The sequence below is a fragment of the Streptomyces sp. bgisy159 genome, from assembly GCF_057707805.1.
Genome location: NZ_JBYIQX010000018.1, coordinates 60,877 through 79,658, shown reverse-complemented (window position 1 = coordinate 79,658; position 18,782 = coordinate 60,877). Strand labels below are relative to the sequence as shown.

Sequence of the window (18,782 nt, the reverse complement as noted above, 5' to 3'; positions counted from 1 at the left end):
GCCCCATGCCGCCCACACCCGCACGTCCCCCGTCCGCCCCCTCCCCTCCGCAGCGCCTCCACACCGTCACCGCCGACGCCCTGGTCACCGTCGACCTGGCCCCCAGGACCCGCCGCCCCGCCCGCGGCCCCGGCCCGTACCGCCGTCTCCTCGCCACCCCCGGCGCCCGCGCCTTCACCGCCGGCAACCTGATCGCCCGGCTCCCCATGGGCATGTTCGGCGTGAGCGCGATCGTGATGATCGCCGGCAGCCGCGGCTCGTACGCCCTCGCGGGCGCCGTCACCGCCACCGGGCTCGCCGCGACCGCGCTGGTCGCCCCGTGGACCGCGCGGCTGGTCGACCGGTACGGCCAGGCCCGGATCGCCCTGCCCGCCGCGCTCCTCGCGGCGCTGGGCTCGCTGGCCCTGCTGCTCTGCGTGCGCCACGGCGCCCCCGACTGGACGCTGTTCGCCGCGTACGCCGCCACCGCGACCACCCCCAACACCGGCGGGATGTCCCGCGCCCGCTGGCGGCACCTGCTGCGGGGCGACGCCGCCGCCCTGCACACCGCGAACTCCTTCGAGCAGGCCGTCGACGAGCTGTGCTTCATGCTGGGCCCGGTCCTGGCGGCGTTCCTGTGCGGGACGTTCTTCCCGGAGGCGGGCACGCTCGTCGGGGTGGTCCTGCTGGTGACCGGGGTGGTGCTGTTCACCGCCCAGCGCTCGACTCAGCCGCCGGTGCGGCCCGCGCCGCGCGGGGAGCGGCGCCGGGACTCGCCGCTGCGCGCCGCGGGCATGCGGCCCCTGCTGGCCGTCTGCCTCACGATGGGCGCGGTGTTCGGCGCCACGGAGGTCGTCACCATCGCCTTCGCCGACGGGCTCGGCCACCGCACGGCGGCGGGTCCGATCCTCGCGCTGCAGGCCGCCGGGTCGTGTGGGGCGGGGCTGGTGTACGGGGCGGTGAAGCCGGCCGGGCCCGCCGAGCGCCGCTACCCGTGGTGTGTGGCGGCGATGGCGGCGCTGCTGACGCTGCCGCTGCTCGCCGCGTCACTGACCGGCTCGCTGCCGGTGCTGGCCGCGGCCGTGCTGGTCGCGGGCATGGCGACCGCCCCCACGATGATCACCAACATGACGCTGGTCCAGCAGCGCACCCCCGAGGGGCGGCTCAACGAGGGCATGACGCTCGCGGTGACCGGCCTCCTCGGCGGCATCGCGGGCGGCAGCGCGCTCGGCGGCTGGGTGGCCGAGCATCTGTCCCCCACGGTCGGATACGGCGTGCCGGTCACGGCGGCGGCCGTGGCGCTCGTCATCTCCGTACCGGCCGCACGGGTCCCGTCCGGCGCGACGAGGAGACGGTGACCTCATTCATCGACGGCATCCGGGAACGCGAGTTCCCCGAGCGGGCGCTCACCGGCCCGGAGGGCATGCTGGCCCGGCTGCACGCGCGCGGCCCGCGGGTGTGCGTGTGATCAACCCGTACATCGCGCAGCACCCCCCGGTTCGCCGAGGGCATGGCGGTGGGACTGCTGGCGGTGGGACTGCTGGTCAAGATCACCGATGTGGCCGCAGCGGGCCGGGGTGCCCCCCGGACGCCCCACCCCCGTCGGCACGTCACTCCGGCCGCGGCCGGGAGCGCAGGTGGGCGAGCTGGGTGCGGCTGAGGGCGTTCGCCTTGCGGAAGTGGCGGATGACGACCTCGAGTTCGTCGTCGGTGTGGTCGTCGGTGAGGAGCTGCCAGGTGCGGCCCAGGTCGTCCCAGAGCGCGGCGACCCGGGCGAGGCGGGCGGGCACGGGGGTGACCAGGACCCGGCGGCGGTCGTGCGGGTCGGGGGTGCGGGAGACGTAGCCGTCGCGTTCGAGGCGGTCGACCAGGCGGGTGGCGGAGCCGGTGGTGAGGCCGGTCAGGTCGGCGATCTGCCGCACGGTGAGGGGTGCGGGCTCGGCGGTCAGCAGGCTCAGGGCCTGGACGTCGGTCGGATGGAGCCCCAGGTGGTCGGCGACGGCCTGGTTGAACAGGACGCACACCGCGAGATAGCGGCGTGACTCCTTGGACAGCTCCTCGTGCAGCCGGGCTCGGCACGGATCGGTCACGGGACGGCTCACCCTCCTAATTCGCTGCGCGGCGCAGCAATCCCGGGCTATTCTGCTGCGCGACGCAGCTAATGCGTTACGCAGTAATTCTAACGTCCCACCGGGGACCGTCCTCCCAGGAGACCTCATGCCCACCGTCGCCGTCACCGGAGCCACCGGCGCCCAGGGCGGAGCCACCGCCCGCGCCCTGCTGGCCGCCGGCCACCGGGTCCGCGCCCTGACCCGCCACCCCGGCTCCCCCGCCGCCGACGCCCTGCGCGGCCTCGGCGCCGACGTCCGGCACGCCGACTTCGACGACCGCGCCTCCCTCGACGCCGCCCTCACCGGCGCGGACGCGTTGTTCGCGGTCACCACCCCCTTCGGCACCGACACCGCCACCGAGACACGCCAGGGCATGACCCTCGTCGACGCCGCGGCGGCCGCCCGCCTCGGCCATGTCGTCCTCACCTCCGCCGCCCACGCCGACCGCGGCACCGGCGTCCCGCACTACGACAGCAAGCACGCCGTCGAGCGGTACCTGTGCGCGTCCGGCGTGCCCTGGACCGTGATCGCCCCCGCCGCCTTCATGGACAACTACGCCTCCGGCTGGGCCCTCGCAGAGCTGCGCGAGGGCACCTTCGCCTGGCCGATGCCCGCCGACCTGCCCCTCACCCTGATCCCGGCCGCCGACATCGGCGCGTTCGCCGCGCTCGCCCTGCGCCGCCGCGCCGAGTTCACCGGCCGCCGCATCGACATCGCCTCCGACACCCGCACACCCCGGCAGATGGCAGAGGTGCTGACCGCCACCACCGGCCGCCCGGTCGTCCACCGGGAGGTGCCCCTGCGGGAGGTCCGCGGCCATTCCGAGGATCTGGCCGCCATGTTCGCGTACTTCACCACCGCCGGCCTCGACGTCGATGTCGCCGGACTGCGCCGCGCCCATCCCGAGGTCCGCTGGCACGGCTTCGACGACTGGGCCAGCCGGCAGGACTGGCCGGCGCTGCTGGGCCCCCGGTGAGCGGGCGCCCGGACAACGCCGAGGGCCCGGCGGTCTGTGCGACCACCGGGCCCTCGGCTACATGGAGATTGTGGAGATGGCGGGAATCGAACCCGCGTCCAACGGTGCGGAACCAGGGCTTCTCCGTGTGCAGTTCGCTGTGCTTTTCTCGGCCCCGGCGATCACGCGAACAAGTCGCCGACGGGCCCAGTCACTGTTTGGTTTCCCTCTTCACCCCGTGACCGGGATCAAGGTTTAGTCCCCTAGCTGATGCCAGGATCCGGGTCGGGAACAGCCCCGGGCTGACACTCCTATGAGAGTTCGCTCAGCTGCTGATTAGGCAGCGAGGGCGAACGAGGAGGAATCGCGCTTGGTGTTGGCGATTATTGGTTTCGGCCTGTGGTTTACGAGATCATGGCCGCTTCCTCGACACGCTTCCCCTGCTTCGACATCCGCTGTCGAAACCGATCATCCCCATGTTGTTTTTTCAAACCGCGCACCCGCTGTGAGGTGCAGGTGCCATCGTACGTGACCAACGCGGGCCGATGCCAGCGTATTCCCCGGCCGGCCCGCCCCCGCTACGCGCCCCGCTGCCTGCGCTTCGCCGCCGCGATCGCGCGGGCCGCCTCGCGCCGGTCCTGCTGCTCGCGCAGCGTCTGCCGCTTGTCGTACTCCTTCTTGCCGCGCGCGAGCCCGATCTCGGCCTTCGCCCGGCCGTCCTTGAAGTACAGGGCGAGCGGCACGATGGTGTGACCCGTCTCCTCCGCCTTGACCGCCAGCTTGTCGATCTCCTCGCGGTGCAGCAGCAGCTTGCGCTTGCGGCGCGCGGAGTGGTTGGTCCAGCTGCCCTGGCTGTACTCGGGGATGTGCGCGTTGAACAGCCACGCCTCACCCCCGTCCACCTGGACGAACCCGTCGGCCAGCGACGCCCGGCCCTGCCGCAGCGACTTCACCTCGGTCCCGGTGAGCACCAGACCGGCCTCGTAGGTGTCGATGATCGCGTAGTCGTGCCGCGCCTTCTTGTTCTGCGCGACGATCTTGCGGCCGCCGCCCTTCTCGCCGTCCTTGGCCTTCGCGGCCGTCCCGCCGCCCTGCTTGGGCTGGGACTCCTTGGGTACGTACATTCCCTTGCTCATAGTGCCGTCCATTTTGGCACCAGGCAGGGGGTCGGCGGGAAGCCGATTAACGGGCTCGGCGGCGGCGACGGCCGCTCGGCAGCCGCTCACCCGTCACCCACCGGCCGCCCACCGGCCGCCCGGCAGTCACTCAACGGCTGCTCAGCGGGTGCTCAACGGCCGCTCAACGGCCGCTCGGCCGGCTCAGCGGGCGGATTCCGCGGCCTTGCCGCCCAGCCCGCTGAGCACCGTCCGCGCCTGCCGCAGCGCCGCCGTGTCCGACCCGTCCGTGTCCAGGTCGGGGGTGATGCCCCTGCCGTCGACCGCCCGGCCGGACGGGGTGCGGTAGTGGCCGACGGTCAGCTCCGCCACGGAGCCGTCGGGCAGCCGGCTCGGCATCTGCACCGAGCCCTTGCCGAAGGTCCGCGACCCCACGACGACCGCGCGGCCCCGGTCCTGCAGCGCGCCGGTGAGCAGCTCGGCCGCGCTCATGGTGCCGCCGTCGACCAGCGTGACCAGGGGCCGGTCGGTGTCGCCGCCGGTGTCGGCGTGCAGGGCGCGCTGGTCGCCGTCGACGTCGTAGGTGGCGACCAGCCCGCCGTCCAGGAAGGCGGACGCCGCGGTGACGGCCTCGGTGACCAGGCCCCCCGAGTTGCCGCGCAGGTCGAGCACGATCCCGGCGCCGGCCGGTGCCTCGCGCACGGCGGTCCGTACGGTCCTGCCGACGCCCTTGGTGAACGCGCCGAGCCGGATCACGGTGACCCCGTCGGCGAGCTGCCGCACCGTGACGGACTCGGTGGACAGGCTGGCCCGGCGCAGCGTCTCGCGCCACGCGCGCGTGCCGCGCTGCACACCGAGGGTGACGGCCGTACCGGCGCCCGCCTCGGTGGCGTCGCCGCGCAGCAGGGAGACGACCTCCGTGACGGGCAGCCCGTCGACCTTGCGGCCGTCGACGCTGACCAGGCGGTCCCCGGCGCGCAGCCCGGCCTGCGCCGCGGGCGACCCGCCGCTCACCCGGATCACCTCGATCCGTCCGTCGCCCTCCTGGCGGGTCCACAGCCCGACGCCGGTGTAGCGCCCGTCCAGCGCCTGCTCGAACTCCTCGTACTCGCCCTCGGAGTACACCGCACCCCACCGGTCCCCGCTGCGGCTGACGGCCCGCTCGGCGGCCTCGGCGGGCGACTTCCCGTCGGCCAGCGCCTCGGCGGCGGCCTCGGCGACCTCGGCGTGCCGCGCGGTCGGCGCGGCCGCCTGCCGCGCCTCGCCCTCCGCCGCGTCCCGGCCCTGCCCGGTGTCCCCCGGCAGCGACCCGGTGGCCGCCCCGGCCGCCAGCACCCCGGCGAACACCAACGTCAGGAGAGCCCCGCGGCCGAGACGGCGGGGCTGGCAGAACAGGTCACGACCTGACATGGCGGTGAGTCTAGGGGAACGAAAAGGGCCGTACGGCGACTTGCCCGTACGGCCCTCTTGGCAAGCGTCACACCTTGAGGTACTTGCGCAGCGCGAAGAACGCTGCCAGGGCGGGCATCAGGAGACTGGTCATCAGGATGAGGGGCAGGTACTTCAGCACCGCGTCCCAGCCGATGAAGTTGATCAGCGTCAGCTTGTCCGACAGCGCGAGTCCGTGATCGATGATGAAGTACCGTGCGATCACCAGGAATCCGCAGGCGACGGTGCCGCCGATGAGGCCGGCGACCGCGGCCTCGGCGATGAACGGTGCCTGGATGTAGAAGCCCGAGGCACCGACCAGGCGCATGATCCCGGTTTCACGCCTGCGGCTGAACGCCGAGACGCGCACCGTGTTGACGATCAGCATGAGCGCCACGACGAGCATCAGGGCCATCACCGCGCGCGCGGCCCAGTTCATGCCGTTGAGCAGCTGGAAGAGGTTGTCCAGGATGCCCTTCTGGTCCTGCACCGACTGCACGCCCTCGCGCCCGTCGAAGGCGGTCGCGATGACCTGGTACTTCTCCGGGTCCTTCAGCTTGACCCGGTACGACTCCTGCATCTGGTCCGGGGTGAGGGAGGCGGCCAGCGGGGAGTCGCCGAACTGCTCCTTGTAGTGCTTGTAGGCCTCGTCCTGCGACTCGTAGGAGACCGTGTCGACGACCGTCATCTTCTTCAGGTCACCGAGGATCTCCTTCTTCTGGTCCTCGGTGACGGCGCCCTTGGCACAGTTCGGGTCGGACGCGGCGTCGCTCTTGTTGCAGAGGAAGATCGAGACGTTGACCTTGTCGTACCAGTAGCCCTTCATGGTGCTGACCTGGTCGCTCATCAGCAGCGACCCACCGAAGAGCGCCAGGGACAGGGCCACGGAGACGATGACGGCGAACGTCATCGTCAGGTTGCGGCGGAGACCGACACCGATCTCGGACAGTACGAACTGGGCGCGCATGGCGACGGATCAAGCCTTTCCGTGGAACAGGTGCACAGGTGCGGGAGGGGGGCGGGCGGTCTCAGTGCTGGTAGCCGTAGACGCCGCGCGCCTGGTCACGCACGAGACGGCCCTTCTCCAGCTCGATGACGCGCTTGCGCATCTGGTCCACGATGTTCTGGTCGTGCGTCGCCATCACCACGGTGGTGCCGGTCCGGTTGATCCGGTCCAGCAGCTTCATGATGCCGACGGAGGTCTGCGGGTCGAGGTTGCCGGTCGGCTCGTCGCAGATCAGCAGCTTCGGCCGGTTGACGAAGGCCCGCGCGATGGCGACACGCTGCTGCTCACCACCGGAGAGCTCGCCCGGCATCCGGTCCTCCTTGCCGCCGAGCCCGACGAGGTCGAGGACCTGGGGCACGGACTTGCGGATCTCACCGCGGGACTTGCCGATGACCTCCTGCGCGAAGGCGACGTTCTCGCCGACCGTCTTGTTCGGCAGCAGCCGGAAGTCCTGGAAGACGGTCCCCAGCTGGCGGCGCATCTGCGGCACCTTCCAGTTGGAGAGGCGGGCGAGGTCCTTGCCCAGGACGTGCACCTGCCCGTGACTGGCCCGCTCCTCGCGGAGGACCAGCCGCAGGAAGGTGGACTTTCCGGAGCCGGAGGACCCGACGAGGAACACGAACTCGCCCTTCTCGACCTCCAGGGAGACATCCCTGAGGGCTGGACGGGTCTGCTTGGGGTAGACCTTGGAGACGTTGTCGAATCGGATCACGGGTGCACCACGGGTCGCCGGGGGTAGATGGCGTGACCATACGCGACCTGGGCACGCGAGCGCAGGCGCCGTACGGGGTTGGGGGCGGGTTGTGCGCATTTGTCGGCGGGGTACCCGTCCGGGGTGAGGAAGGCCCCTCGCCCCCTTGACCGAGGCCCCGCGCACGCTCCGCGGGAACCTGGCACAGTGGTAGGGGAACGTTCGGGTTTCCGTCGGCGTTGTACGGAGCAGAACCGGTGCGAGGAGGGCGAGGCGCATGACGTACGACCGGTTGGTGTGCGCGAACTGCGCGGCGCCCGTGAGCGAGGGCCGGTGCCCGGTGTGCCGTGCGAACCGCGAGCGGCTGCAGCAGGAGAATTTCTTCGCGGGGCTGAACCCGATGGCCCTGATCGCGCTGCTGGCGGTGCTGGTGGCGGCGGTGGCCCTGCTGGCGCACGTGTGACGCCCACGGCCACGCAAGAGCGCTGAAGAGGCCCGGAGCCGGCTGCTCCGGGCCTCTTCTTTCATGTCTTTCACACTGAGGCGCGTCTACGTCCCGTAAGGGACCGCCTACGGTACGTCGACCGTCAGGCGGCGGCACCCCGGCCCGCGGCGAGGCGCGGGAGGACACGGAAGCCGACGCCACCGGCGATCATGGTGGCGGCACCGATGATCAGGAAGGTGGTCTCACCGGCACCGGTCTCGGCGAGCTCCTTGCCACCGCCCTGGGCGTTGGTGTTGGAGGAGCCGCCGCCCGAGCCCGAGGTCTCGGAGGTGTCGGTCAGCGCGGAGGTACCGGCCTCCTGGGCGGAGTTGTCGTTGCCGCCGCCGTTGGTGTCGGTGTTGGAGTTGCCACCGCCGGAGTTGCTGTTCGAGCCGCCGCTGGCGTTGCCGGAACCGCCGCCGTTGGCGTTGTCCGAGCCGCCGTTGCCAGAGCCGCCGTTGCCGTTGCCGCCGTTGCCGTTGCCGTTGCCGTTGCCGCCGTTGCCGGAACCGCCACCCGGGTTGTCGGGGTTCTCACCGCCCGGGTTGTCGGGGTTCTCACCACCGGGGTTGTCCGGGTTCTCACCACCCGGGTTGTCGGGGTTCTCACCGCCCGGGTTGTCGGGGTTCTCACCACCGGGGTTGTCCGGGTTCTCACCACCCGGGTTGTCGGGGTTCTCACCACCCGGGTTGTCCGGGTTCTCGCCGTCGTCCGTGCACTCAGGGTTGGTCGGGAAGAGCTCGCAGACATCGCCGGGCTCTTCGCCGTCCAGGGTGGAGACAAGCCCGCTCTCGCCACCCTCGTTGCCGTCGACGGCCTGGGCCACGCCGGCCACGGTCAGCGAGGCACCCGCGGCGATCACGGCGCCGGCGGCGATGCGCGCGACCCGGATCCGCGTCTTCTTGGTCATATGGTTGCTACCCCCAGTAGCTGTTCGTCGAAGAGGCAGCGCTCGGGGCCGTGATCAACGGAGGTAGCTGAGATGAAGCGAATCCCCCCGGTTCACATGCGCCCCAGAGATACGCATGCCAGCCTTCACCCTTCCGAGTTTTCAAAGGATCGTCAAGGCCGTTGCGTGCGCAATGTCCAGGTCCGGTCACTATGCCGGATCTCCGGCCTGTGAGTGTGATGTAAAACCCAGACACACAACAACCGCCCCCGAGTTGGGGGCGGTTGCCATGTCGACAAAGCTACTTCTCTTGCTGCTTGCGCCAGCGAATGCCGGCCTCCAGGAAGCCGTCGATCTCGCCGTTGAAGACGGCCTCGGGGTTGCCGACCTCGAACTCGGTCCGCAGGTCCTTGACCATCTGGTACGGGTGCAGGACGTACGACCGCATCTGGTTGCCCCAGGAGTTGCCGCCGTCGCCCTTGAGGGCGTCCATCTTGGCCTGCTCCTCCTGGCGGCGCCGCTCCAGCAGCTTGGCCTGGAGGACGTTCATCGCGGTGGCCTTGTTCTGGATCTGCGACCGCTCGTTCTGGCAGGAGACGACGATGCCGGTGGGCAGGTGGGTGATGCGCACGGCGGAGTCGGTCGTGTTGACGCCCTGACCGCCCGGCCCGGAGGACCGGTAGACGTCGATGCGCAGCTCGGACTCGTCGATCTCGACGTGGTCGGACTGCTCCACCACGGGCAGCACCTCGACACCCGCGAATGAGGTCTGCCGCCGCCCCTGGTTGTCGAACGGCGAGATGCGGACGAGCCGGTGCGTCCCCTGCTCCACGGACAGCGTGCCGTAGGCGTACGGCACCTGCACGGAGAAGGTGGTCGACTTGATGCCGGCCTCCTCCGCGTACGACGTCTCGATCAGCTCGGTCTTGTAGCCCTTCTGCTCCGCCCACCGCAGGTACATCCGCTGCAGCTTCTCGGCGAAGTCGGCGGCGTCCACGCCACCGGCCTCGGCGCGGATGTTGACGAGCGCCTCGCGGGAGTCGTACTCACCGCTCAGCAGGGTCCGGACCTCCATCTCGTCCAGCGCCTTCTTCACGGCGGCCAGCTCGGACTCGGCCTCGGCACGGGTGTCCGGGTCGTCCTCCTCCTCGGCCATCTCGAAGAGCACGGCGAGATCGTCGATCCGCGAGCGCAGGGCCTCGGCCTTCCTCACCTCGGCCTGGAGGTGGGACAGCTTGCTGGTGATCTTCTGCGCCTCGTCCGGGTTGTCCCACAGGGACGGCGCGGCCGCCTGCTCCTCGAGCACGGCGATATCTGCCCTCAGCTTGTCGAGGTCCAGAACGGCCTCGATCGACTCCATGGTCGAGGAGAGGGACTTGAGCTCTTCGGATACATCGACGACTGCCACGCCTCCCAGCGTAACGGCTCCGCCAACCGGCGTGCCCCGACGTCGCCCTCGGTCACGCTCCGTAACGCGCCACGAACGCGACCCAGGCCGCGCGGCTGACGGTCAGCACCGGGCCGCCGGGATTCTTACTGTCACGGACGGGGACGACGCCGGGGATAGCGGGGGCGATTTCGACGCAGTTGCCGCCGTTGTCCCCGCTGTAGCTGCTCTTGATCCAGGTCGCCGCGCCGCGCTCGGGCCTGTTCACCGAGCGGCCCGAACGAACGCCAACCATGCCGACCGGCCAACAACGAGCACCGGGCCGTCGGGACACTTGCTGTCACGGACGGGGACGACGCCGGGGATACCGGGGGCGATTTCGATGCAGTCGCCGCCGTTGTCCCCGCTGTAGCTGCTCTTGATCCAGGTCGCCGCGCCGAGTCCGGGCCTGTTCATGATGCTCGCACCTCTCCATTGCGTCACTGATCAGAGCGGCGGAATCGCGGGCTGACAGAGCGTCCGCCCTGAGCACATCATAGGCCCGGAGGTGACGCAGGTAGACGGCCGGATCGTTGTTGAAGTGGCCACGGTCGAGCGACTCCGAGTAGACCCAGCGCTCACCCTTCGGCAGCGTGATCAGCGACATGGAGCCGTTGGGGCGCCGGATGTCCGGGGCATCCGGCGGAACCACTTGGATGCAGATGTTGGGGCATCGCCCGGCCTCCAGCAGGTGTGCGTACTGGTCCCACATGACTGTTGCGCTTCCCACCATGTTGCGCAGGCAGCTCTCGTCCAGCAGCACGACGTACAGCGGACCGTCGCCGGACAAGAAGCGCTGCTGCCGACTCAGCCGAGCACGGACGCGCACCTCGGCCTGGTCATCGCTCAAGACACGCGAGAACAGCGTCCACGCATAGTCAGGCGTCTGCAGCAGGCCCGGGACAACCCGCTCTTGGTACGCACGCAGCTCCACCGCCTCCGCATCCATATCAGCCCGCCGCTGGAACCAGTCCGGATGCTGCACCTCCGGATACCAGTCGATCTTCCCCCAGAGACGCCCCAACACCCCGCCCGTGCCCAGCAACTCATCGCACTGCTTGGCGAACGTGTCCGTCGGTACGCGAGTGCCCGCCTCGATACGGGCCACGTGGGACCGGTCGCACGGGATCTGCGCGGCCAGCGCGCCCTGCGTGAGACCGGCAGCCTCCCGGAAATGTTTCAGCACCTCACCGAAGACGGCTGCCGTGGTGACCCCGGCGCCCCCGTCCGCGTTGCGTCGGCTCATGCCCCGCCCCCCCTGTGTCAGTCGATCAATGACACTCGTCCGCCCTTGCGACCGGACGCCGCACTGAGCAACGCTCGATATACACAGAGTAATTGGCAAGGTGTGGAGCCAGGATGGAAACGACGGCATTCGAGCCCGGTATGCAGGTCTTCGACCCGGTGGCGCGGAAGGTCGGGGAGTACCGCGGGCAGGCGGGCCCGTACGTGATGCTGCGGCCGGTCGGCGGCGGCCGGGAGTGGGAGGCCGATCCGGCGCGGGTCCGCCCGGCCACGCAGGAGGAGCGGATCCGGGCCGGCGTACGGGCGGCGAACCGCCGCACGGGCCAGGAGGACCCGGCCGGCCCTCCCATCCCCTCCCCCGGCTGCGAGACGTGCGCGGGACTCGCCGCCCGGCGCGACGAGGCCCGCGCCCGCCACGATGCCAGCGCAGTGACGGACGCGAACGTCCTGATCCGCCGCCACCAGGAGCAGGCCCACCCGGCCACGCGGACCCGCCGCGTCTTCCGCTACGTCCCGTACTCGATCGTCCAGGACCCCGCGGCGATGCCCGAGTACGAGGCCCGCTGCGTCTCCGGCGACGAGAAGGACTGCGGCGCCGGGTCCGGCGTACACCACGATCCGTCCCAGGTGGAGGAGTGGCAGCGCAGGCACTCCCAACAAACACGGCACCTGCGCTACCGCCGCACCTTCGGTGACTACGCGGTGCTGGAACCTCAGGAAGAGGTACCAGGCTTCCGGTGATCAACGGCGAAGTCAGCGCGAGGATCCGACCAGGGCCGCCTCGACATGCTCGCCTGTCATTTCTATGACAACGGCGTCCTCCCGCATGTCCGAAGGGAGATGAGTCAATTCTTCCTCCCGGCACAAGGCTCTGCCGGCACTCAGGTCGAGAATCACGGCTCCCAGCCTGTTCACCACTTCAGCAACGATGCCGAAGACGCCTGTCACGCTGCCGCTTTCGCCACGAGTTGGGCGGTCGAAGGAAACGCAGTACTCGTCAGTGGTGACGTCGGCGGAGCTTCCGTCGGCAGCACGGACCCAGAATTGCAGGTTTCCATCCTCGTCGACCGTGAGACCCTGCACCCCCGCATCGTACGGTGCAAGGACTTCCCGCACCTTGTCCTTGTCAACCGGGACAGGGTCTGCTGCCCCATCGACGAACTTGTAAATCCACACTTGGTAGCTCACGGATGTTCCCCTATTGCCATGAGGCGGGCCGGTACACGATCTTGATCCCCTTGATCCCGTGGTCGGCGACCGCATGCTGAAGAGCGGTGGCACCTCTCTGTGTAGCCACATACCACACGACGGGAATACCCCCTGCTGCTTCGACCTGCTTCTTCATTTCGTTGATCGGCTTCGTTACGAACGGTTTGAACTTTCCGGTACTGTCGTCGATGATTTTGCCGAAGCCCTGGTATTTGGCATCGATGAGAGTTCCGTTCTGGAAGCCGTCGAACTTGACATATCCGCTCGGGGTTTTTGCGGGGACCTTGTACACGAAACCATACGGGACCTTGCCCGTGACCTCGTACTGGTACAGGAATTCTGGGGCATCAGACTTCATTGCCTCCCTCTCCCACCTCCATCTTCCCGGACCTCCTAGCTGAGCCCAGTTGGGGCAGACGCGCGCACCGGAAGCTGCGACACGTACGCTGAAGGCGGCAGTACGAATACTCCCCTTCGCGCATGCCTCTTCGAGGTCACTGAGAGCCTTGGTTCCGATGCCAGCAAGGGCTTCATCGGACAGGCTGAGGGCGCGCAAGCCCTTCCAGGCGTCTTCGAAGCCGATGCCTGTTCTGGCGGCGGCGTCGAGGGCCTTGACAGCGTCGGCGAGGGCGCCGAGCGGCTTTTCGAGGGGGAGGAACATCGCCGCAGTCCAGGCGCACGCCTTCTTGCTGCCGTGCCAGCATGCGAAGACGTCACCAAGGACGATCTCGAACAGGACGGCGCCGAGCTTGTCGCCGAAGAACGCCTGCCATCCGGCCTTGATGATGTCCTGGCCCGTGAAGTGGTGGTCCCACTCGAAGGGGTCAGTCCGGATCCGCTCGGTGGTCAGGTAAGTCCAGGCGGCCTTCGGGCAGCCCTCAGCCGTGGCTAGAGCAGCCACGTCGCTGCACAGATAGAAGTCGGCGGTGACGTCCAGAATGAATTCGTACCTGGCGTCGCAACCGACAATGACGGCGTTGGACGGGCATGTACCGATCTGCTTGCCGTTGACCATCTCGGCTGTGTCCTCGTCGAGGACATAGAACACGCCTCCGACGCCCGTGGCCCCTCCTGTGGCGACCTGTCGGTTGGCCTCCTTCTTCAATGCCGATTCGTACGCTTCCTGCGCTTGCTCGGCGTACTTGTCAGCGTCCTTCGCAGCCTGCTCGGCCTCGGTAGCCAAGGTGGCCGCACGGTCCGCCGCAGCACGGGCGTCCTTCGCCGCCTGCTCGGCCTGGGATGCCGCTGTGCGGGCGGCCTCAGCATCAAGGGCGGCCTGGTCGGCGGAGGCGCGGGCATCCTTGGCGTAGCCCTCGGCACGGCCGGCTGCCTTGTCCGCCGCTGCGGCGTCCGCTGCTGCCTGACGGTCGTACTCGACGGCGCGGGCAAGACTGGTGGCGGCTTGTGCCGCGTAGCCTGCCGCCTCGGCCGAGTAGGCGAGGGCTTCCTTGGCATACTGGCGGGCAGTCGCCGCGTAACTCGCTGCGGTCGCCGCATGGACGTACGCCTGCTTCGCGTCACCGGCGGCCTGGTCGGCTAGGTGCTGCGCCGCCTCTGCCTCGGCCTTGGCATTCGCTGCATGCGCCTGCGCGACGGCCTGCTGCCGTTCGGCGACCGTCTTCGCCCCCTGCCCTGTGAGGACGACCAGACCCGCGACGGCGTCGGTGTCCACGTACGGAGCGCCGATCTCGATGGCGTCGTTAGCCGGCTTGGCTACCTGGGCGGCTGCCGTGGACGCGTCCGCCGCCGCCTGGGCGGTGCTGTACGCGAAGCCGGCGGCCTTCGCGGCGGCGGCTCGGGCCTTGCCCGCTTCCGCGTTGGCCCCGTCGGCCTGCTTCTGCGCGTCCTTGGCGTGCTGCTCCGCCTCGTCGGCGAGCTTCACCGCCGTCGTGGCCTCCCGGGCGGCGTGCTCCGACGCCGTGATCGCGTCGGCGGCCGCGGACGTGGCGGTCGCGACAGCGGCATCAGCTCTGAGCTTCGCCGCGTTCGCGGCGTCCGCGTCGGCCCGTGCGCGCTTCGCCGCGGCTTCCGCCCTCGTGGCGGCGGCGTCCGCCTCGGCCGCGGCTCTGGTGGCGGCGTCCGCCTCGGAACGCGCTGTGACGGCGGCGTTCTCCGCATCGGTCGCGTGTTTGTCGGCGTCGGTCGCGGCCGTGCGAGCGGCATCTGCCGCTTCCCCCGCGTCGAGTGAATCCGCGTACGCCTGTTTGGCGTCAGCCTTCGCGCGGGCGGCGTTGGCCTTCTGCTCGGCGTCCCACGCGTCGTTGCGCATGGCCTGGGCGTGGTCGCGGGCCTTGACCGCGGAGTCACGCTTCTCGGCGGCCGTCTTCTCGGCGGCCTCTGCCTTGGCTCTCGCGTCGTTCGCCTTGGCCGCCTGGGCCTGGGCGTTCTGCTTGTGCTGGTTCGCTTCCGCCTGTCTGGCGGCGGCGGTTTCCTTCTCGGCCCTGGCCGTCTGCTCCTCCGCTTCGGCGGCGAGCCGCTTGGCGTGAGCATCTGCGGCAGCCGCCTTCGCGTCGGCTTCCGCCTTCAGGGCATCGTTCAGCTTCGCTTTCGCCGTCGCCGCGTCCCTCTGGGCGTTGTCGCGGTGCAGCTTCGCCGCGTCACGGGCGGCCTTGGCCTGTCGCTCCGCCTCCTCGGCGGCCTCCCTGCGGAACTCCGCACGCACTTGAGCGGCCTGCGCGCGAGCGCGCTGTGTGATGGCTTCGCTGTCGGCGGCGGAGGCCCTGGCAGCTGCCTGGGCGGTCTCGCCGGCCTTCACCATCGCTTCCAGTGCGGCGACCGTGCCCTTGGTGACCTGAGCCTTCTGCTGTCCGGCGATCAGCCCCCGGCCGCGGGGCGTGCCGTTACTGTCGGCGATTGCGTAGGCGGCCTGCACAGCAGTGTCGGAAGTGGCAGCAGCCTCCTTCGCCGTCTCCAACTGATTCTTCAGCGCGACGAAGTGCACCGTTGCCTTCGTCCGCGCCTTGATGAGTCTTCTGTTGGCGCCGAAGAGCTGATCGGCCGACGGAGCTGTGCCAGTGTGTCCCTGCGGGACGATCCGAAGGTGTTGTCCCTGCGTCTTGTTGCAGGTGTAGAGCTCGGCGAGCTGGCCGCCGGCCAGCGCCCCGAAATTCAGGCACTTGCCTGTGTCTACGTTGCGCAACGCGGTCACGGCGCGTACGTCGAAGGCCCACTGAGGCGCCTTCGCGCTGTCGCACGACCAGATCTGAACCTTGTTCCCGTTGGCGCTGCCGCCATCCCCGACGTCGAGGCATTTCTGGGAGTTGACGTTGGAGAGGGCGAAGCCACCGCCGTGGTGGTAAAGCCGCCACTTCTGAGCCGCCGACCCGTTGCAGGCGTGGAGCTGCACCGGGGTGCCGTTGTTCCTCCTGCCGCCCTGGACGTCGAGGCACTGCCCGGAGTCGGCGGCGGCCTCGATCACGAGGTCCGCGTCACCGATCCAGCCGAGACCGCCCTCAGTCCAGTAGTCCTTCCAGCGAGTGATGTAATCGGCGACCCATGCCTGGCCCAACAACTGCCCCAAAGCGAACGTACCGTCCTGCAGCGCCTTCGAAGCGGTGGCGCCGGCATCGAGGATCTGCTGCCGCTGGTCGGCCTGCGAGGCCATCTCCTGCTGCCACTCCGCCGACGCCGCAGCGACCTCCTTGCCGAGGACTCGGTTCGGGTCGATCGGGTCATGCCAGTTGCAGGACGCGAAGCGGGCTTTGAGATCCTCCACCGCGATACGGAACTCGGGAGTGCCGGTTGCAGCAGCGGTGCGGGGAAAGCCTCCGGAGGCGAGGAAGATGCGGGCGTCGTCAGCGAACACCCGGGGGACGAAAAGCTTGTTCGGTTCGATCTCCCCGGAGTTCTTCTTCCACAGCTTCCACGCCGCCTGCTCCTGCGAGGTCCCGCCCGACGCGTACAGCGCGTCGCCGACCGCCACGGCGGCGTCCTTGGTCTTCCGGTCGGCTTGGGGCGACGGGTCGTAGAACAGGGACAGCATGTCGGCCGGCTTCAGGAACGACTGGTACAGCCACGGCAGGAGACCGATCCGGTCGAAGGTCTCGTCTCCGCCCTCGGGGGCACCGGGGTAGTCGTCGAGTCCGGTGACGGAGCTGGAGATGTCGTACGAGGTGTCATTGATTTTCTTGAGCCAGGCCGAGTTGGCGTCGTCATCCGCGTCGAAGGCCCTGTGTATCGGGCTGTCGCCGTCGAACGGGTCCCAGCCGAGGGCCTCGTGGAGCTGGTTGGCCGGAAGCGCGACGGCGTTCCGGCCCAGAGCCGACAGGTTGGGTCCGCCCTTGCGGATGGCGTCGACGGCCGTGCACTGGTCCAGACGGAGCTGTTCGGCCGCCTTGACGTCGTAGCCGTCGTAGCTGTCCGCCACCGGAACAGTGGCGTCCTGCGAGTTTCCTTCCCGTGGTCCGGACTGGACCGCCAAGGTACTCAGGACCGCTACGGCCACGGTGGACGAGACAAGAGACGTGAGGACTTGAGGCCTTCGTGAACGTGACCTGCTCGGCCACGGCTTCGGACGCAACAGGACTCCCCTTCCTTCGTTGGCACACGGGTGTTGAACCCGACGAAGCGTTTGGGAACTGCCTGTGGCCTTGAGTGGGAAGAGCAGACGTCAGCAGCGCCTGGCCGGATCCAGGCCGGCTCAGGGCTGATCGGTGTGACGGCATGACAACGCATTCCCCCTTGGCGACGGTGTTCCCCCGGTCGCCGGTGACGCGCTCGTCAGCGGGAGTGGTCAGGCTCCTCCGCCGAGCGCAGCGATCATCGTACGCACACACGTTCGAGTGCGGGCAAGGGTTTTTCACGCCGGTCGGCCCGGTGAGGTGACTGAGCGTCGCCAGGGCCGCTACGGCGCGGCCGGGACCGATGTCGTGGCGGGGGCCGGTGGAGAGTCGTCGGAAGCGTCGTCCATGAAGGGGCCAGCCACGCCCTCGTCCCCAAGGCCGCTGCGAGGGCGACGCCGGGGACGAGGGGGAACAACGCGCCGCACGCTACGGCCGTGCCGGGGCCGAAGTGGTCGTCCCGTTCTCGGGCTGGTCGGTGGAGCCGTCGTCCGAGGTGGCCAGCCAGGCCCCCACCCCCAGGGCCGCCGCCAGGGCGGTGCCCGCCACGGTCAGGGTGATCCGGCGACGGCGGGCCGCGGCGCGGGCGCGGGCCGAGCCGGGGCGGGGGGCGCCGGTGGGGCGGGGGACGCGGGCGGTGCCGTGGGCGCCGCCGGCGAGTTCGTCGGGGGCCGGGACCCGCATCGAGGTGTGGGTGTCGCGGTTGGAGTCCGGCCGGGCGCCGGGGACGAGGGGGACGGCGCCGCGGCGTGCCCGGGGGGCGGAGGGGGGTGTGGGTGCGGCGGTGCGGTCCGGGTCCTCGGAGTCGTCGTCGGCCTCGGGGTCCGGTTCGTCGACGTCCAGCGGGGGGATGCCGGCCAGCAGGGGGAGGAGTTCGCGCAGGCGGGCCGCCAGTTCGGAGGCGCGCAGGCGGGAGGCGGGGGCCTTGGCGAGGCACTGGATCACCAGTTGCCACAGCTCGTCGGGGATGCCGGGGAGGGGCGCGACGGACTCGGTGACGTGGCGGCGCAGCACGGCGCCGGGGTGGCCGCCGCCGAAGGGGGTGAAGCCTGCCAGCAGCTCGTAGAGGACGGTCGCGAGGGCGTAGATGTCGACGGCGGCGCGCGGCGGCAGGCCCTCGACGATCTCCGGGGCGAGGTAGTCCGGCGTGCCGATGATCTTGGTGGTGCGGGTCCGCTTCGGGATGTCGATGAGCTTCGCCACGCCGAAGTCCGTCAGCAGGGCGTGGTGCGAGCCGCCGGGGCCGAGCGGGCCCTGCATGTCCAGCAGGATGTTCTCCGGCTTGACGTCGCGGTGGACGACGCCCGCGGCGTGCGCGGCGGCCAGGGCCTCCGCGACGTCGGCCGCGATCGCGACGGCGGCCTCCGGGGCCAGGCGCCGGTCGCGGTCCAGGCGGGTGCGCAGGTCGGTGCCCCGGACCAGGTCCATGATCAGCGCCAGGTCGTTGCCGTCGACGACGAGGTCGCGCACGGAGACGACGTTCGGGTGGTCCAGGCCGAGCAGCGCGGTGCGCTCCTGCACGAAGCGGCCCACCAGCTCCTCGTCGGACGCGAGGTCCTCCCGCAGCAGCTTGATGGCGACGGGACCCTCGGGGCCCTCGCCCAGCCACACCGTGCCGGCGCTGCCCCGCCCGAGGATCTGGTGGGCGGTGTACCGGCTGCCGATCTTCCGTGCCAAGGCTGCTC

Annotated in this window: 17 protein-coding genes and 1 other RNA gene; 4 read left to right on the top strand and 14 right to left on the bottom strand. The window is 70.1% G+C overall.

Annotated elements, in window-relative coordinates; genetic code table 11:
* Positions 1 to 5 precede the first annotated feature (5 nt).
* Positions 6 to 1,337 carry an MFS transporter gene (locus AC3ET3_RS19130; protein ID WP_435612535.1) on the top strand — a complete coding sequence of 444 codons (1,332 nt, stop codon included), beginning with the start codon at positions 6 to 8 and terminating at the stop codon, positions 1,335 to 1,337.
* A 252-nt stretch (positions 1,338 to 1,589) separates the two neighbouring features.
* Here the strand turns inward: AC3ET3_RS19130 and AC3ET3_RS19125 are convergent, their stop codons facing one another.
* The gene (locus AC3ET3_RS19125; RefSeq protein ID WP_432133310.1) at positions 1,590 to 2,069 is read right to left on the bottom strand and encodes a MarR family winged helix-turn-helix transcriptional regulator; all 480 of its coding nucleotides are present in this window, start codon (positions 2,067 to 2,069) and stop codon (positions 1,590 to 1,592) included.
* 127 nt (positions 2,070 to 2,196) lie between these two features.
* On the opposite strand from AC3ET3_RS19125, the gene AC3ET3_RS19120 reads away from it, so the two are divergent.
* Positions 2,197 to 3,066 (top strand): NmrA/HSCARG family protein, encoded by an 870-nt coding sequence (locus AC3ET3_RS19120; RefSeq protein WP_432133311.1) that lies wholly within the window; start codon positions 2,197 to 2,199, stop codon positions 3,064 to 3,066.
* A gap of 68 nt (positions 3,067 to 3,134) precedes the next feature.
* On the opposite strand, the gene ssrA is transcribed toward AC3ET3_RS19120, so the two are convergent.
* The 5 genes from ssrA to ftsE all read right to left on the bottom strand — a co-directional run bounded on the left by ssrA (position 3,135) and on the right by ftsE (position 7,306).
* Positions 3,135 to 3,521, bottom strand: a transfer-messenger RNA (tmRNA) gene (gene ssrA, locus AC3ET3_RS19115).
* A 102-nt stretch (positions 3,522 to 3,623) separates the two neighbouring features.
* Entirely contained in the window at positions 3,624 to 4,169 is a 546-nt protein-coding gene (gene smpB, locus AC3ET3_RS19110) for an SsrA-binding protein SmpB (protein WP_435612550.1), read from the bottom strand.
* A 195-nt stretch (positions 4,170 to 4,364) separates the two neighbouring features.
* Positions 4,365 to 5,570, bottom strand: coding sequence for a S41 family peptidase (locus AC3ET3_RS19105; RefSeq protein ID WP_432133312.1), 1,206 nt, complete (start codon positions 5,568 to 5,570; stop codon positions 4,365 to 4,367).
* Between the two features lie 67 nt (positions 5,571 to 5,637).
* Entirely contained in the window at positions 5,638 to 6,555 is a 918-nt protein-coding gene (gene ftsX / locus AC3ET3_RS19100; RefSeq protein ID WP_435612534.1) for a permease-like cell division protein FtsX, read from the bottom strand.
* Between the two features lie 61 nt (positions 6,556 to 6,616).
* Positions 6,617 to 7,306, bottom strand: coding sequence for a cell division ATP-binding protein FtsE (ftsE, locus tag AC3ET3_RS19095; protein ID WP_399134684.1), 690 nt, complete (start codon positions 7,304 to 7,306; stop codon positions 6,617 to 6,619).
* A gap of 256 nt (positions 7,307 to 7,562) precedes the next feature.
* Here ftsE and AC3ET3_RS19090 point away from each other — a divergent pair, with 256 nt between their 5' ends.
* The gene (locus tag AC3ET3_RS19090; protein WP_432133314.1) at positions 7,563 to 7,748 is read left to right on the top strand and encodes a hypothetical protein; all 186 of its coding nucleotides are present in this window, start codon (positions 7,563 to 7,565) and stop codon (positions 7,746 to 7,748) included.
* A 124-nt stretch (positions 7,749 to 7,872) separates the two neighbouring features.
* Here the strand turns inward: AC3ET3_RS19090 and AC3ET3_RS19085 are convergent, their stop codons facing one another.
* The 5 genes from AC3ET3_RS19085 to AC3ET3_RS19065 all read right to left on the bottom strand — a co-directional run bounded on the left by AC3ET3_RS19085 (position 7,873) and on the right by AC3ET3_RS19065 (position 11,330).
* Positions 7,873 to 8,679: a hypothetical protein gene (locus AC3ET3_RS19085; RefSeq protein ID WP_435612533.1), complete on the bottom strand. Its 807-nt coding sequence runs from the start codon at positions 8,677 to 8,679 to the stop codon at positions 7,873 to 7,875.
* A gap of 280 nt (positions 8,680 to 8,959) precedes the next feature.
* Positions 8,960 to 10,066, bottom strand: coding sequence for a peptide chain release factor 2 (gene prfB / locus AC3ET3_RS19080; RefSeq protein ID WP_432133316.1), 1,107 nt, complete (start codon positions 10,064 to 10,066; stop codon positions 8,960 to 8,962).
* Positions 10,067 to 10,118: 52 nt separating this feature from the next.
* Positions 10,119 to 10,313: a DUF397 domain-containing protein gene (locus AC3ET3_RS19075; protein ID WP_435612532.1), complete on the bottom strand. Its 195-nt coding sequence runs from the start codon at positions 10,311 to 10,313 to the stop codon at positions 10,119 to 10,121.
* A complete protein-coding gene (locus tag AC3ET3_RS19070) occupies positions 10,310 to 10,423 on the bottom strand; it encodes a DUF397 domain-containing protein (protein WP_435612549.1) in 114 nt (37 codons plus the stop codon). Before AC3ET3_RS19070 ends, AC3ET3_RS19075 begins: the two co-directional genes overlap by 4 nt.
* Entirely contained in the window at positions 10,386 to 11,330 is a 945-nt protein-coding gene (locus tag AC3ET3_RS19065; RefSeq protein WP_432157338.1) for a helix-turn-helix domain-containing protein, read from the bottom strand. The genes AC3ET3_RS19070 and AC3ET3_RS19065 overlap by 38 nt, the downstream gene beginning before the upstream one ends.
* A gap of 113 nt (positions 11,331 to 11,443) precedes the next feature.
* Here AC3ET3_RS19065 and AC3ET3_RS19060 point away from each other — a divergent pair, with 113 nt between their 5' ends.
* Positions 11,444 to 12,070, top strand: a complete 627-nt coding sequence (locus AC3ET3_RS19060; protein WP_435612531.1) for a DUF7848 domain-containing protein — start codon at positions 11,444 to 11,446, stop codon at positions 12,068 to 12,070.
* Positions 12,071 to 12,082: 12 nt separating this feature from the next.
* On the opposite strand, the gene AC3ET3_RS19055 is transcribed toward AC3ET3_RS19060, so the two are convergent.
* From AC3ET3_RS19055 to AC3ET3_RS19045, 3 genes are all read right to left on the bottom strand, one after another.
* On the bottom strand, positions 12,083 to 12,517 hold the full coding sequence (locus tag AC3ET3_RS19055; RefSeq protein WP_432157340.1) for a hypothetical protein: 435 nt from the start codon (positions 12,515 to 12,517) through the stop codon (positions 12,083 to 12,085).
* 10 nt (positions 12,518 to 12,527) lie between these two features.
* On the bottom strand, positions 12,528 to 16,904 hold the full coding sequence (locus tag AC3ET3_RS19050; RefSeq protein WP_435612530.1) for an RICIN domain-containing protein: 4,377 nt from the start codon (positions 16,902 to 16,904) through the stop codon (positions 12,528 to 12,530).
* Between the two features lie 622 nt (positions 16,905 to 17,526).
* Complete coding sequence (locus tag AC3ET3_RS19045) at positions 17,527 to 18,774, bottom strand: serine/threonine-protein kinase (protein ID WP_435612529.1); 1,248 nt, start codon at positions 18,772 to 18,774, stop codon at positions 17,527 to 17,529.
* Positions 18,775 to 18,782: the final 8 nt, after the last annotated feature.

Bases quoted from the DNA above. Each gene is read 5' to 3' on its own strand.
- AC3ET3_RS19130 (WP_435612535.1), top strand. From the start codon at position 6: ATGCCGCCCACACCCGCACGTCCCCCGTCCGCCCCCTCCCCTCCGCAG.
- AC3ET3_RS19120 (WP_432133311.1), top strand. From the start codon at position 2,197: ATGCCCACCGTCGCCGTCACCGGAGCCACCGGCGCCCAGGGCGGAGCC.
- smpB (WP_435612550.1), bottom strand. From the start codon at position 4,169: ATGTACGTACCCAAGGAGTCCCAGCCCAAGCAGGGCGGCGGGACGGCC.
- AC3ET3_RS19105 (WP_432133312.1), bottom strand. From the start codon at position 5,570: ATGTCAGGTCGTGACCTGTTCTGCCAGCCCCGCCGTCTCGGCCGCGGG.
- ftsX (WP_435612534.1), bottom strand. From the start codon at position 6,555: ATGCGCGCCCAGTTCGTACTGTCCGAGATCGGTGTCGGTCTCCGCCGC.
- AC3ET3_RS19090 (WP_432133314.1), top strand. From the start codon at position 7,563: ATGACGTACGACCGGTTGGTGTGCGCGAACTGCGCGGCGCCCGTGAGC.
- AC3ET3_RS19085 (WP_435612533.1), bottom strand. From the start codon at position 8,679: ATGACCAAGAAGACGCGGATCCGGGTCGCGCGCATCGCCGCCGGCGCC.
- AC3ET3_RS19065 (WP_432157338.1), bottom strand. From the start codon at position 11,330: ATGAGCCGACGCAACGCGGACGGGGGCGCCGGGGTCACCACGGCAGCC.
- AC3ET3_RS19060 (WP_435612531.1), top strand. From the start codon at position 11,444: ATGGAAACGACGGCATTCGAGCCCGGTATGCAGGTCTTCGACCCGGTG.